Here is a 12854-nt window from a genome sequence, read left to right as displayed (position 1 = left end):
GGCGCCCGGTCAACGACGGTCGATCTCGTGACGATCGCCGGTGGTTTCAGGGTACTTGCACCCGTGTCGATCTCATGGAGCTGTTCTGGCACCGACGTGACCTCAGACTCGCCGACAACGTCGGACTGGCCGCCGCCGCCAACCAGGGGGAGGTCGCCGCCGTGTTCGTCTTCGACGACGACGTGCTTGCACACGCGAGCGACGTGCGAGTGCGACGCCTGCTCGACGGGCTCGCGTCGCTGCGGGACGACTACCGCGACCGCGGAAGCGACCTCCTCGTCGCCCACGGCGATCCGGAGGCCGTCCTTCCGGAGCTGGCGGAGGCCCTCGACGCGGACCGCGTCGTCTGGAACCGGGACTACTCGGGCCTGGCTCGCGAGCGCGACGCTGCGGTTCGACAGGCACTCAACGAGGTCGACGTGGCGCGTGAGGCCCACCACGACGCGGTGTTGCACACGCCCGACTCGATCCGGACGAACGCGGGCGACCCGTACTCAGTGTACACCTACTACTGGCGGAAGTGGACCGACCGCGAGACTGACGCCCCCGCGCCGACGCCGGGAGCGGGCGAGCTCGTCGACGCGGAGGCGCTGGCCGCGGCGGTGGGCAGCGAGGACGGTGTGCTCACAGACGGCGGCGCCGCGTCCGATCGGGTCGCCGTCGGAGATCTGCCCGCCCCGGGTGACCTGGGGTTCGCGGAGCCGGACGCCGACATGGACCCGGCCGGGACAGAGGCCGCCCGCGAACGGCTCGACGACTTCCTCTCGGACGCTGTCTTCGCGTACGACACCGATCGCGACTACCCGGCCCGCGAGGCGACCTCGCGCATGTCGGCGTTTCTCAAATACGGCGAGATCGGCGTGCGAGAGACGTACGAGGCGACGAAGCAAGCGATGGCCGCCGCCGAAAAGCGTGACGCGGGGTCCCCGGACGCCGGCGACGGCGACGATGAGGGCCCCGTCGCCGCGGTCGAGGAGTACCAGCAGCAGCTCGCGTGGCGGGAGTTCTACACGCAGGTGCTGTTCCACAACCCCGAGGTGGTGACGGATAACTACAAGACGTACGAGGAGGGGATCCAGTGGCGCGACGACCCCGAGGAGATCGCGGCGTGGAAGCGCGGCGAGACGGGGTATCCGATCGTCGACGCCGGGATGCGCCAGCTCCGCGAGGAGGCGTTCATGCACAACCGCGTACGGATGATCGTCGCCTCCTTCCTCACGAAGGATCTGCTCGTTGACTGGCGACGCGGCTACGATCACTTCCGCGAGAAGCTGGCCGATCACGAGACCGCCAACGACAACGGCGGGTGGCAGTGGGCGGCCTCGACCGGGACCGACGCGCAGCCCTACTTCCGCATTTTCAATCCGATGACGCAGGGCGAGCGCTACGATCCGGACGCCGAATACATCACGGAGTACGTCCCCGAACTGCGAGGGCTCGATGCCGACCTGATCCACGAGTGGCACGAGCTGTCGCCGACCCAGCGCGCGAACGCGGCACCCGAGTACCCCGCGCCGATCGTCGACCACTCCGAACGCCGTGAGCAGGCGCTCGCGATGTACAAGCGGGCGCGCGGCGAAGATCCGGACGCGTGAACGGACGCCGCTGAGAGACCCGTAAAACAGCGTTTCGCTCTAAAACAGCGCCTCGCTCTCGTCGAGGACGTGCGCCGGACCCCCGACCTCCCAGATGTCGGTGTCGATGCCGATCTCGGCGATTCTGGCCTCGACATCGTCGGCGTGGTCGGCGAGGGTGTTGACGTACACCGAGGCGCCGGTGTCCGTCGAGAAGTAGACGGGGACCCCCTCCTCACGGAGCTCGCGGACCGCGTTGAAGACGGCGATGGTCTCGGGCTGCCAGTACACCCACCCGGCGGGGCCGGTCATGGTAGTGGCCGTCAGCGAGAGGGAGTCGTGCTCGGCCGTCTTGAAGATCCGGTCGAAGTCGCCCTCGCGGAGCGCGTCGGTCATCTCGACGAGTTGATCTTGCACGTGGGCGGTCCGCGCCTGCATCATGTGACTCGCGGCCGCCTCGCGGTGCGCCTCCTCCGTCTCTTTATAAGCGGGGACGTGTGCGGCGACGATCCGGAGGTCCTCCTCGGGGTCGAAGCCGGCCTCGCTCACGCCGACATCGAGCCGGTGCGAGCGACAGTCCTCGTCGTTGAGTCCAGCGTCGAGCTGGGAGTACGCGCCCGTCACCGAGCGCGCCGCGGAGGAGGACCCGCGGCGGGCGATCGTGGAGACGTCGGGGAGGGAGAGGTCGAGGCCGGCGGCCTCGGTAAGCGCGAGTGCGGCGGCCGCGAAACCGGACGACGAGGAGCCGAAGCCGATGTTCGACGGGAACGAGTTCTCGCTCTCCAGCCGGACGGCGGCGTCGACGCCGGCCAGGTCGCGGACGTGATCGACGACCATGTCGATGCGCTCTGCGGCTCGGCCGTCCACCTCCTCGTCGCCGATGACGTACGTGTCCTCGGGTGCGTCGGGCTCCCACTCTACCGTGGTCGTCGTGGCGGTCGGTGCGGTACAGAGGCTGATGCTGTCGTGGTACGGGAAGCGCAGTTCCTCGTCGCGCATGCCGTGGTACTTGACGAGCCCCTGAATCGGGTGGGCTCGCGCGGTGGCCTTGCCGGTCATACCTCGGGAACCGTCCGGCGGGGGATTAGTCGTTGCGATGGGCGAGGACGAGAACACCGCCGCCAACCACCACGTTCCGTCCCCGTGAGGGCGACGGGATCGAGGGGAACCCTTTTTGATTGGTCGGCGGGTACTCCGCGTTATGACCGAGTACACCGTCGAGTTCGTCGGCACCGGCGAGACGATCGAGGTGGCCGACACGCAAACGATCCTCAAGCCCTGCATCGAGGCGGGGATCGCCCAGGAGTACTCCTGCCGCGTCGGGATGTGCCTCGCCTGCAGCGCCGAGATCGTTGAGGGCGAGGTGACCCAGCCGGCAGCCCGCGGGCTCACCGACGAGGAGGCGGAGAACTTCGCGCTCACCTGCATGGCCCGGCCGCAGTCCGACCTCAAACTCGACCGTGGAAAGTACCCGCCGAGCATCGAAGACGACGCGGCGACTGCGGCGGGTGAGGAGGGCGACGGTGCCGGCGGCGCGGCCGCGGACGACGACTGAGGCGCGGATCGACGCGGCGGTTTCTTTTAAATACTACTCGTCGACGCGCTCGAACCGGTGGCGGACCACGTCGGCGTCGTCGTCCCAGTCGAAGCTTCCGCCGTGCGCGCGGACCATTCGTTCCTTGTACGCCTCCAGCGACGGCGACCCCTCCCGCTTCGCGTCGGCGTCGGTCATGTCCCCGAGGGTTCGTTCGGTGACCTCGGTCAGTTCGAATCTGACGCCGTCTATCTCGAAAATATCGCCCGCCTCGCCGTACCGATTCCCGCGATGGAGTTGCGTCACGTCGCCGTCGAGCGCCGCCTGCTTCACGCGGTCGTTCGGGAGCAGATCGGCGGGGTCGTTCTGGCTCATGACGCTCTGTTGGACACGGATCCGTTTATAAGCGCGGGCGTCGGTTCCCCTCAGTGGCTCGCCGATCTCCCGGTCGCCGATTGCCGATCTCCGGTCGATGGTCGCCGATCTTCGATGCGAGAGGCGTGTGGACACGCATCGCATTCTGCGAATCTCGAAGCGAGCGAAACAGGCGTGCGCACGGACGTGAACACGCTCTTCGACCCCCGAGCCGAGGGATTCAAGAGCGTTCCAATCCCCTATTCCGACAATGCGTCAGGACCACCTCATCACCGCGACACAGCTTTCGCGGGAAGACATCGAGGCGGTGCTCGACCGGGCCCGAGAGGTCGCCGACGACCCCGCCGCCTACGCGGACCGGCACGCCGGGCGCGTGCTCGCGCTCTGTTTCTTCGAGCCGAGCACGCGCACCCGGATGAGCTTCGATAGCGCGGCCAAACGCCTCGGGATGGACACCATCGACATGGGCGACGTCGACTCCTCGTCGGTGTCGAAAGGAGAGTCGCTCTCCGACACCGTCCGAGTCATCGAGGGCTACGCGGACGCGCTCGTCCTCCGACATCCGAGCGAAGGCGCCGCGACGCTGGCGGCCGAGAAGGTCTCGGTCCCCGTCGTCAACGCGGGCGACGGCGCCGGCCAACACCCCTCACAGACCCTCCTCGACTTACACACCATCCGGGAGAACCACGGACTCGACGACCTCACCGTCGGTATCATGGGCGACCTGAAGTACGGTCGCACGGTGCACTCGCTCGCGTCCGCGCTCACTAACTTCGACGCCAACCAGCACTTCATCAGCCCTGAGTCGCTGCGGCTCCCCCGGTCGGTCCGGTTTGACCTCCACGAGACCGGCGCGCAGATGCGCGAGCACACCGATCTGGAGGACGTGCTCGGCGAGCTCGACGTGCTGTACGTCACCCGGATTCAGAAGGAGCGGTTCCCCGATGAGAACGAGTACCACCGCGTCGCCGGCGAGTACCAGATCGACGCCGAGACGCTCGAAGCCGCTTCGGACGATCTCACCGTGATGCATCCGCTCCCCCGCGTGGACGAGATCGCGCCGGACGTCGACGCCACCGACCACGCGACGTACTTCGAACAGGCGCACAACGGGATCCCGGTGCGGATGGCGTTGCTCGACACCCTGCTTGAGAACGCCGAGGCAGAGGAAGGAATGGAGGTGGACCGATGAGCGACCACGAGCTCCGCGTCTCGAAGATCCGCGACGGAACCGTGATCGATCACGTTGAGGGTGGGCAGGCGCTCAACGTGCTCGCTATCCTCGGTATCGACGGCTCCGAGGGATTCGGCGTCTCCGTGGGGATGAATGTGCCTTCGGACAGGCTCGGTCGGAAAGACATCGTGAAGGTCGAAGAACGGGAGCTCTCACAGTCCGAGGTCGACGTTCTCTCGCTCATCGCGCCGGAGGCGACGATCAACATCGTCCGTGACTTCGACGTGGTCGAGAAGAATCGCGTCACCCGTCCCGACAGCGTGACCGGCGTGCTGTCGTGTCCGAATCGGAACTGCATCACGAACGCCGGCGAGCCCGTCGAGACGCGGTTCGATGTCGTCGCTGACGGGGTTCGGTGCGACTACTGCTCGACGATCCTTCGCGCCGACATCGCCGATCATATCGACGTCTGAGGGGGGCACAGTCCTGCGGTTCGAGCTCGAACGGCCTCTCGGCGCGTCCGACGCTCCGGTAGGTTTTAGCGCCCGCCGTTCGATGTGTAGTGTATGAGCAAGAAACTGAAGCTCGTCCTGGTCCTGTCGCTCGTCGCGCTCGCGTACTTCATGTTCGCCGGCGACAAGGAACCGGTCACCGTCGAGTAGCGAACGGCCCTCTGCCGAGCGAGGCGATACCGACCGAAAACCACCGCCGTCTGGGAAGCGAGGACGGAGATCACCCGCAGACGGATGCCCGCCGTTTTTACCCCTCACCCACGTACCGACCGGTATGTACGGTGTCGTCACGCGCAACGCCGACGAGGTCGAGATGGAACCGTTCGACCTCGGCTTCTACGAGGTGAAAGACGTCACGGGGCGCGCGGCCGCGCCGCTCCCAAACGCGGTGAACATGGTGTCGTGTTTCGGCGACAACGCCGCGGCCGCCGAGAATCCGGAGCTGGTCCCCATCGACGAGCGCGGCGAGCCGGCGACTCGGGACCGCGACTACTTCGACTGGGCGTACATCTGCCCGACCCACCCGGAGTACCGCGAGGGACTGCTGGAAATCGTCGAGGACTGCGCCGCCGAGAACGCCGACGTCCGCCTCGATGACGTGGGATTCCCGCGCGAGGGGTTCTGCCGCTGCGACCGCTGCGAGCGACTGTTCGCGGAGAGCGACCGCGAACGCTGGATCGACTGGCGCGCAGACGTCATCACCGAGTTCGTGGCCGCCGCCGCCGACCTGATTCCCGGCCGCCTGCTCCTGACGCTGTATCCGGACCCGTATCCGGGTCACCTCCGGGAGCGCGCCGGTCTGGACCTCGACCGACTCGCCGACCACGTCGACGAGTTCGTTGTGCCGCTGTACGACACCGAGTACGCGACGACCTACTGGCTGGAGACCATCGCCCGCGGCTTCCGCACGCGTCTCGGCGGCGACTACGACGTCCACGGCGCGCCGCCGGAGACGCCGTTCTCGCTGGAGCTGTACGCGGTCGACGTCGATGTCGACGACCTGATCCACGCGACCGAAGTCGCGGAGACGTACGCGAAGGACGTGTTCTTCGGCTACGACGCCAACAACGCGGCCGCCGCGCTCCGACGGAAAGACGCGGACGGGCGCGACGGCGAGGTCCACAGACCGGACTGACGGAAGGCGGTGCGTGGCCGTCCCGCCTCGGCGACTCCGTGAACGAGGGTTTAAATACCGACGCGGCGGACGTTCACTCGACCGGCCGCCGGCGTGCGACACACCGGTCGTCTCGCGTTCGCGCGAGGCGGTCGCCTTTCAACGTCCACGCCGTAGCGGCGGTCGCCCTACACTCGTGAGCAGCGGCTCGCGCCTCTCGTGCGGGCGGCCGCCGTCGACCTCGTTCTCCGTCGACCTCGCTTTTCCTCAATCTCGCTCTCCGTCGACCTCGCTCGCCGTCGCTCGCGCTCGATCAGTGGACCGTCCGGTCGTCGCTCGTGTCGATGTCCTCGATAGGGTCGGCGTTCCCGAACTCGGGCGTCGGGCCGTCGCCCGGTGTCGCCCAGTCGACCGCGTTGCGGAGCACCCGCCGGACGTCGTCGTTGTAGTACACCGGGTACGTCTCGTGACCGGGACGGAAGTAGAACACCTTCCCGTTGCCGCGGCGGTAACAGCAGCCGGAGCGGAACGTCTCGCCGCCGGCGAACCAGGAGTTGAAGACGAGCGTGTCGGGCGCCGGAATGTCGAAGCGCTCGCCGTACATCTCCGCCTCCTCGACCTCGATGTACTCGCCGATCCCGTCGGCGATCGGGTGGCCCGGTTCGATCGTCCACAGTCGCTCCGTCTCGGCCGCCTCCCGCCACTTCAGCGAGCAACTAGTGCCCATCAGTGTCTTAAAAATCTTCGAGTAGTGCGCGGAGTGGAGCACCAAGAGACCCATCCCGTCGAGCACGCGCTCGTGGACGCGCTCCACGACCTCGTCGCGCACCTCGTCGTGGGCGGCGTGACCCCACCAAGTGAGCACGTCGGTGTCGTCGAGGACCTCCTCGGTGAGCCCGTGGTCAGGCCCCTCGTCGAGCGTGGCGGTGTGCACCTCGTGACCGCCCGCCTCCAGCGCCTCGGCGATGACGGCGTGGATACCGTCGGGGTAGAGGTCGGCGACGACGTCGCTCTCGCGCTCGTGGCGGTACTCGTTCCAGACGGTGACGCGTGCCATACGCTCACTGCTCGCCGTATCGACTTGTAGGATCGTATCCGGGACGGCAAGAATCAGTAGGGCGGACGCCGCGCGTTATCCCGAGAACTCGGACTCGCTCACGCGCACGATGACCGTCTCCTCCACGTCGCGGAGGTCGTACTCTGGCGTCTCGCCCTGTTTCCGGCGGACGTACAGTGGTTCCACCGGTCGACCGTCGACGAGGCCGAACAGTTTCAGGCGTTGGTCAGTCTCTTCGGGTGGGACCGCGCCGTCGCGCACCTCGCGGGCGAGGTCGCGGGACAGCCACTCGTCTGTCGAAATCGACGGCTCTTGTACGAGCGCCTCGTCGACGAAGCGCACGAGGTACCAGTTGAGGTCGTTCAGCAGTGCGACCGCGGCGCCGAGGCTCACGGTGTCGACGGCGAGGCTGTTCGCAAACGGCTCCTCGATGTCGTAGGTCGCGAGCGCGTCCCGGGCGGTCTCGCGAGACAATAGCTCGTAGGTGAGATTGACGTCCGGATCGCCGAGGAGACACACCCGCGTCACACGCTATCGGTATCGCCCGCTCCCCAAATCGGTTGCGGTCGTCAGAACGTCGAGACGTCGCCGTCGATGACGCTTCTGGTCACGTCGGTGACGTCGGCCAGTTCGCGGTCGACGATCGTCAGGACCTCCGCCTCGATATCGCCGATCGCGACGCCCTCTTCGGTGACGAGCTGTGCGTCGGCGACGTGCGGCTTGTCGATCGGGCGCCCGATCTGCGAGAGCAGGCGCACCTGCAGGTCGCGGATCCCGTCGACCTCGTCGGTGACGGACTCTGCGATCCGGGTCGAGAGGAGGTTGTATATCTTCCCGATGTGATTGACGGGGTTCTTCCCGGAGGTCGCCTCCATCGACATCGGTCGGTTCGGGGTGATGAGGCCGTTCGCGCGGTTCCCGCGACCGACCGAGCCGTCGTCACCCTGCTCGGCGGAGGTGCCCGTGACGGTGAGGTACACCGACCCCTCGTCGTAGTCGTCGGCGGTGTTCACGTCGACGTGGACCTTGCGGTCGGTGTGGTCCTGAGCGAGCCCGGTGACGAACTCACGCACGTTGTCGACGGCGTCGTCGTACGCGTCGAGATCGTCGACGTACTGATCGACCATCGCGGCCGCGACCGTGATGTCGATCCGGTCGCCCTCCCGCTTACCCATGATCTTCACGTCGGGACCGAGCTCGGGGTGTTCGTCGTGGTACCGCCCGTTGAGCGCCCGCTCAGCCTCGCGGACGATCGTCTCCGTCTCGGTGAGAGGAGCGTGACCGACGCCGAAGGAGGTGTCGTTTGCCATCGGCACCTGCTGGGTCTCCTCGCCGAAGACATCCTGCAGGTCGCCGGAGCCCTCGCCGAGCTTCACGTCGATGACGATGTCGGTGCCGTACTCCAGTTCGGGGATGGCCTCGGCGAGGTAGTCGCGGGCGGCCGCCAGCGCGGTCGAGTCGACGGGGAGCTGCTGGCCGTCGTACTCCTTCGTGGCGCGGCCGACGATCAGGATGTAGATCGGTTCGACGACCTCGCCGCCCCCGTAGGCGGGCGCGGCGCGTCCGGCGACGAGCTGTGTCTCGTCCGTGTTGTAGTGGAGCACTTTCCCGACGCGGTCCAAGTAGAGCTGCGAGAGCGCCCGCGACACCGACTCCGCGATTCCGTCGCAGATCGAGTCAGGGTGTCCGATACCCTTCCGCTCGACGATTTCGACCTCCTGGTCCTCGACCGCTCGTCGGTCGAGGCGGCTGACCTGAATGTTCCGGTCCATTAGCTCCCGGTACTCCGTCGGTTGCAGTATAACTTGCGGAAACCTCTCGCTCCCGGGTAATGCTCTGGGGTTATTTTTCGAGTGGGATCGACGCTACTGCACCGCCTCGTACGCCTCACCCATCACGTCCAGTGCCTCTCGGAGTTCGGCCTCGTCGGTCGCGTACGAGATGCGCGCGTGGCCGCGCCCGTGTTCGCCGAACGCCTCGCCCGGGACGACGATCACCCCGCGGTCGAGACACTCGTCGACGAACCCATCGGGGACACGCGGCATGGCGTAGAAGGCGCCCTGCGGAGTGGGGCAGTCGAGGCCAATATCGTCGAATCTCTCCAGCAGGAGGTCACGGCGGCGCTCGAAGGACGCGGTCATCTCGTCGACGATTCCCCGGTCGCCGCGCAGTGCCCCCTCGGCCGCGTACTGGGCCGGCGCCGACGCGCAGGCCTGCGCGTACTGGTGGACACGCAGCATGCGCTCCACGCGCTCGTCGGAGCCGTACACCCAGCCGAGCCGCCACCCGGTCATCGAGAACAGCTTCGATGCGGAGTTGACGACGACGACGCTGTCGGTCTCGGCGAACTCCATCGGCGAGTAGTGCTCGCCGTCGAAGACGGTGTACTCGTACACCTCGTCGGAGATACAGAGCACGTCGTGCTCGTCGGCGATTCGCGCGAACTCCCGCACGTCCGCCTCGGAGGAGACAGCCCCGGTGGGGTTACCGGGGGAGTTCACGACGAACGCCGCGGTGTCGTCGGTGATCGCGGCCTCGATTGCGGCCGGATCGATGGTGAGGTCGTCGCGCAGGGGGGCGGGGACGGGCTCACCGCCGGCGAGCTTCGTGAGCGCGTCGTACGAGACGAATCCCGGGTCCGGGATCACGACCTCGTCACCCTCGCTCACGTGCGCCTCCATCGCGATGTGGAGCGCCTCGCTTCCACCGGCGGTGGCGATCACGTTCGCGGAGTCGAGGTCGATCCCCTGGTCAGTCTGATGTTTCTCTGCGATCGCCTCTCGCAGCGACCGCGTCCCCTTGTTCTCGGTGTAGGCGTCAGCTTTTCCCTCTTCGATCGCGTCGATTGCCGCCTGTCGCGCGTGCGGCGGCGTCGGGAAATCCGGCTGCCCGAGCCCGAGATTGATCGCGTCGTCGCCGGCCGCCTCGAACACCTCGCGGATCCCGCTGATGGAGATCCGTTCGACTCTGTCGGAGAAGTTCGGCATACCCGTTTGGGAGCGCCGCCGGGAGTTAGTTCTTGTTACGTGAACCCCTCGCGGGCGGGGATTCAATTGATCGAGTCCAGGCCGCACCCGGCCGCTCGCCGCTACCGGTCCCACACGGGGCGGCGTCCCCCGCCGTCGGCACCCCGTCGGAGCGTGCCGCTCTCGTCGAGCGGAAGCGCGAACCGTCCGCGGAGCACGCTGAGCACCTCGGTCGGTCTGGCACGGAGAAGCGCCTCGTCGACCGCCCGCAGCCGAAGCTTGGGCCGGCCCGGTCCCATCGGTACCTTGATCGACTCGATCAGCTCTCGCCGGACGAGCGCGCGCCTGTCGTCGGTGAGCTCTTGGCTCGGCGCGACCGCGACGCGGTCGACATCGCGCTCGCTCGCTCCTCCCGCCGCACCCTCGCCGTCGATCCACCGCCTGAGGTCCCGGAACAGTTGGTCGTGGCGGGCCGCCAGCGCGACGAGCAGGGTACGGTCGGCGACGGCACCGGATCGTCCGAGTTCGCCGTAGTCGAGCCCGTCGAGAACCGCCGCGAGGTCGGTTGCAAACCGGTCGTCGAGCACCTCGCGCGCCGCGGCCAGGAGGCCGGTTCGCGACGGCATCGAGACGGTGGCGGGCGTCGCCGCCTCGAATCGCGTCGTCGCCGCGTGAAACACCGCGGTAGCCGTCGAGTCGCCCGTCTCCGAGAGCAGCGTCGGCTCCTGACGCGGCCCCGCGACCGCGTCCGCACGATCCGGTGTCGCGAACACCAGCGACCCGAAACCAGTAACGGTCGCCGAACCGCTCACCGAGGCGACATCGCGAAGGCCCTCGTCGCCGGGGAGCGTCCGGAGCACAATAGACCCGTCAGCGACCGCCTCGGCGGCGTCCGTTCCGAGGACCAGCGCCCGACCGAGCGCGTCGACGGCGCCAGGACGGCAGGCGATCCGCCACGGGGCGCCGTCGTCGGTTCGCTTCCGTGCCTCGAGAATCGACGGGAGGAGCCCGAGCGGGACGCCGTACGCGACGACGCCGGACCGTCCCGCGAGCGCCGACTCGACCGCGGTCGCGAGACCGTCGCCGTACTCGACGAGCGCGATAGCGACCTCCGAGGGATCGGTCAGCGTGGCGCCGCGCTCGCGGACGGCGTCGCCGACGGGAGCCCCGTCGTCGGTGGCGTCGCCGTCGCCGGTTCCCGTCGGGGATACCATACGCTCCGTGGCGGCGGAATCGAAAAGAACGTTGCGCCGGTTCAGGGCGCTCGCGCGAACACGAGATACCCAGTGTGCCCGACGCCGGCCGTGGACGGTCGCGAGCCGCGGTCGGAGAAGTCCATCTCGCGCTGGATCGTCTCCAACGTCTCGATCCCCTCCAGACCGGCCTCGCGGGCGGCGTAGACCGCCTCGCGCGTCCCCTCGACGAACGGGGAGTAGACGGCGAGACACCCGCCCGAGGCGAGCAGTTCGTCGGCGCGCTCGACGACCGCCGGTGCGTCCCCAGTGTCGAGCGTGAGCACGTCGAAGGGCTCACCGGCGGCGAGCGCGTCCAATTCCTCGGTGAGGTCGCCCGTGCGGACCTCGACGCGGTCGGCGACGCCCGCCGTCTCCATATTCGCGCGGGCGACGTCGGCGAACTCGCCGTCGACCTCGTAGGTGGTCACGTCGGCGCCGGCGCGACCGAGGTAAGCGGCGAGAATTCCCGTCCCGGTGCCGGCGTCGAGGACGCGGTCGCCCCCCGTCGCACCGGTGTGACCCATCACCAGCCCCACGTCGCGGGGCATCATCGGGGCGCCGGTGCGTTCGAGGTGGTTGAACAGGTCCGGTCCGCGGAGCGCACGGACTTGGAAGACGGTGCCGAGATGCGTCTCGACGGTGTCGCCCCCCGCGACGTCTTCCGGGACCTCGATCACGCCGAGGTCAGTTCCGAACTCCTCGCCCGGCTCCAGCAGGTACTCCCGGTCCCCGTGAACCAGCAGGTACGCGGCGTCCGTCACGCCGAATCAATCACTCCAGTGCCGCGATCGCGGCCGCGAGGTCGCCGTTGGTGTCCTCGAGCGCCTCGCGGGCCTTCGACTGCGGCACACCAGCGCGTTCGGCGACGAGCGCGACGTCCTCGTCGGGGATCGCGTCGTCGTCGGCCGTGTCCTCGTCCGCGTCCGCCGCTTCGACCGCGCCGGCCGCACCGGCCGCGGAGCCGCTCTCGACCTCCGACGGCGAGCCGACGATCTGGTACGTTTCCTGGCCCTGAGCGTCCATCTTCGTCACCTGAGCGTCGTCGAAGACGAGGTCGCCGTCTGCCGTCTCGATGACGACCCGCTCGGCGTCGATCTCCTCGACGTCGATCCCCATCTGTTTCATCATCTGTTTCATCTTGCGCGGGTTCATACCGCCTCCTCCGAACATGATCGCAAATTCGGCGGGACGACACAAAAAGGGTGGCGACACGGCTCCACGCTGCGATCAACGACCCTGACGGGGCGATGACGGCGTCACCGGCGAGACGGCGAGCCGCGCCGGGACGAGTGGGTTCATACGTTGCGGCCCAC

General features: G+C 67.9%; 14 protein-coding genes. 5 read left to right on the top strand and 9 right to left on the bottom strand.

From position 1 onward, the window contains the following. Positions 1-74: 74 nt before the first annotated feature. Positions 75-1595: a cryptochrome/photolyase family protein gene (locus ACNS84_RS15430; RefSeq protein WP_435075754.1), complete on the top strand. Its 1521-nt coding sequence runs from the start codon at positions 75-77 to the stop codon at positions 1593-1595. Positions 1596-1634: 39 nt separating this feature from the next. Here ACNS84_RS15430 and mvaD read toward each other — a convergent pair whose 3' ends face one another. Beyond that, positions 1635-2633 carry a phosphomevalonate decarboxylase MvaD gene (gene mvaD, locus ACNS84_RS15425; protein ID WP_435075753.1) on the bottom strand — a complete coding sequence of 333 codons (999 nt, stop codon included), beginning with the start codon at positions 2631-2633 and terminating at the stop codon, positions 1635-1637. Positions 2634-2775: 142 nt separating this feature from the next. Between mvaD and ACNS84_RS15420 the strand changes: the two genes are divergently transcribed. Next, positions 2776-3129: a 2Fe-2S iron-sulfur cluster-binding protein gene (locus tag ACNS84_RS15420; protein ID WP_435075751.1), complete on the top strand. Its 354-nt coding sequence runs from the start codon at positions 2776-2778 to the stop codon at positions 3127-3129. A 33-nt stretch (positions 3130-3162) separates the two neighbouring features. On the opposite strand, the gene ACNS84_RS15415 is transcribed toward ACNS84_RS15420, so the two are convergent. Continuing rightward, entirely contained in the window at positions 3163-3483 is a 321-nt protein-coding gene (locus ACNS84_RS15415) for an ASCH domain-containing protein (protein WP_435075750.1), read from the bottom strand. 250 nt (positions 3484-3733) lie between these two features. Between ACNS84_RS15415 and pyrB the strand changes: the two genes are divergently transcribed. From pyrB to ACNS84_RS15400, 3 genes are all read left to right on the top strand, one after another. Next, positions 3734-4675: an aspartate carbamoyltransferase gene (gene pyrB, locus ACNS84_RS15410; protein WP_435075748.1), complete on the top strand. Its 942-nt coding sequence runs from the start codon at positions 3734-3736 to the stop codon at positions 4673-4675. Then, on the top strand, positions 4672-5130 hold the full coding sequence (pyrI, locus tag ACNS84_RS15405) for an aspartate carbamoyltransferase regulatory subunit (protein ID WP_435075747.1): 459 nt from the start codon (positions 4672-4674) through the stop codon (positions 5128-5130). The genes pyrB and pyrI overlap by 4 nt, the downstream gene beginning before the upstream one ends. A 313-nt stretch (positions 5131-5443) precedes the next feature. Beyond that, on the top strand, positions 5444-6304 hold the full coding sequence (locus ACNS84_RS15400; protein WP_435075746.1) for a glycoside hydrolase family protein: 861 nt from the start codon (positions 5444-5446) through the stop codon (positions 6302-6304). Positions 6305-6596: 292 nt separating this feature from the next. On the opposite strand, the gene ACNS84_RS15395 is transcribed toward ACNS84_RS15400, so the two are convergent. From ACNS84_RS15395 to ACNS84_RS15365, 7 genes are all read right to left on the bottom strand, one after another. Continuing rightward, positions 6597-7340, bottom strand: a complete 744-nt coding sequence (locus ACNS84_RS15395) for a ThuA domain-containing protein (RefSeq protein ID WP_435075745.1) — start codon at positions 7338-7340, stop codon at positions 6597-6599. Between the two features lie 75 nt (positions 7341-7415). After that, a complete protein-coding gene (locus ACNS84_RS15390) occupies positions 7416-7868 on the bottom strand; it encodes a DUF5804 family protein (RefSeq protein ID WP_435075744.1) in 453 nt (150 codons plus the stop codon). A 41-nt stretch (positions 7869-7909) separates the two neighbouring features. Further along, a complete protein-coding gene (locus ACNS84_RS15385; protein WP_435075743.1) occupies positions 7910-9112 on the bottom strand; it encodes a methionine adenosyltransferase in 1203 nt (400 codons plus the stop codon). Between the two features lie 93 nt (positions 9113-9205). Further along, on the bottom strand, positions 9206-10327 hold the full coding sequence (locus ACNS84_RS15380) for a pyridoxal phosphate-dependent aminotransferase (RefSeq protein WP_435075742.1): 1122 nt from the start codon (positions 10325-10327) through the stop codon (positions 9206-9208). Between the two features lie 101 nt (positions 10328-10428). Then, the gene (locus ACNS84_RS15375; RefSeq protein WP_435075741.1) at positions 10429-11520 is read right to left on the bottom strand and encodes a transcriptional regulator TbsP domain-containing protein; all 1092 of its coding nucleotides are present in this window, start codon (positions 11518-11520) and stop codon (positions 10429-10431) included. A 41-nt stretch (positions 11521-11561) separates the two neighbouring features. Next, complete coding sequence (locus ACNS84_RS15370; RefSeq protein WP_435075740.1) at positions 11562-12302, bottom strand: methyltransferase domain-containing protein; 741 nt, start codon at positions 12300-12302, stop codon at positions 11562-11564. Positions 12303-12312: 10 nt separating this feature from the next. Continuing rightward, positions 12313-12711, bottom strand: coding sequence for a nascent polypeptide-associated complex protein (locus ACNS84_RS15365; RefSeq protein WP_435075739.1), 399 nt, complete (start codon positions 12709-12711; stop codon positions 12313-12315). Positions 12712-12854 lie beyond the last annotated feature (143 nt).

The organism is Halorubrum wangae (assembly GCF_051194135.1).
Classification (GTDB): Archaea; Halobacteriota; Halobacteria; order Halobacteriales; family Haloferacaceae; genus Halorubrum.
Note: the sequence above shows the minus strand (reverse complement) of the source record. Positions and strands in the feature narration are given on the sequence as shown.

Excerpts from the sequence above, each read along its gene's own strand:
- ACNS84_RS15365 (WP_435075739.1), bottom strand. The coding sequence starts at position 12,711 with ATGTTCGGAGGAGGCGGTATGAACCCGCGCAAGATGAAACAGATGATG.
- ACNS84_RS15400 (WP_435075746.1), top strand. The coding sequence starts at position 5,444 with ATGTACGGTGTCGTCACGCGCAACGCCGACGAGGTCGAGATGGAACCG.
- ACNS84_RS15380 (WP_435075742.1), bottom strand. The coding sequence starts at position 10,327 with ATGCCGAACTTCTCCGACAGAGTCGAACGGATCTCCATCAGCGGGATC.
- ACNS84_RS15385 (WP_435075743.1), bottom strand. The coding sequence starts at position 9,112 with ATGGACCGGAACATTCAGGTCAGCCGCCTCGACCGACGAGCGGTCGAG.
- ACNS84_RS15395 (WP_435075745.1), bottom strand. The coding sequence starts at position 7,340 with ATGGCACGCGTCACCGTCTGGAACGAGTACCGCCACGAGCGCGAGAGC.
- pyrI (WP_435075747.1), top strand. The coding sequence starts at position 4,672 with ATGAGCGACCACGAGCTCCGCGTCTCGAAGATCCGCGACGGAACCGTG.
- pyrB (WP_435075748.1), top strand. The coding sequence starts at position 3,734 with ATGCGTCAGGACCACCTCATCACCGCGACACAGCTTTCGCGGGAAGAC.
- ACNS84_RS15430 (WP_435075754.1), top strand. The coding sequence starts at position 75 with ATGGAGCTGTTCTGGCACCGACGTGACCTCAGACTCGCCGACAACGTC.
- ACNS84_RS15375 (WP_435075741.1), bottom strand. The coding sequence starts at position 11,520 with ATGGTATCCCCGACGGGAACCGGCGACGGCGACGCCACCGACGACGGG.
- ACNS84_RS15415 (WP_435075750.1), bottom strand. The coding sequence starts at position 3,483 with ATGAGCCAGAACGACCCCGCCGATCTGCTCCCGAACGACCGCGTGAAG.
- mvaD (WP_435075753.1), bottom strand. The coding sequence starts at position 2,633 with ATGACCGGCAAGGCCACCGCGCGAGCCCACCCGATTCAGGGGCTCGTC.
- ACNS84_RS15420 (WP_435075751.1), top strand. The coding sequence starts at position 2,776 with ATGACCGAGTACACCGTCGAGTTCGTCGGCACCGGCGAGACGATCGAG.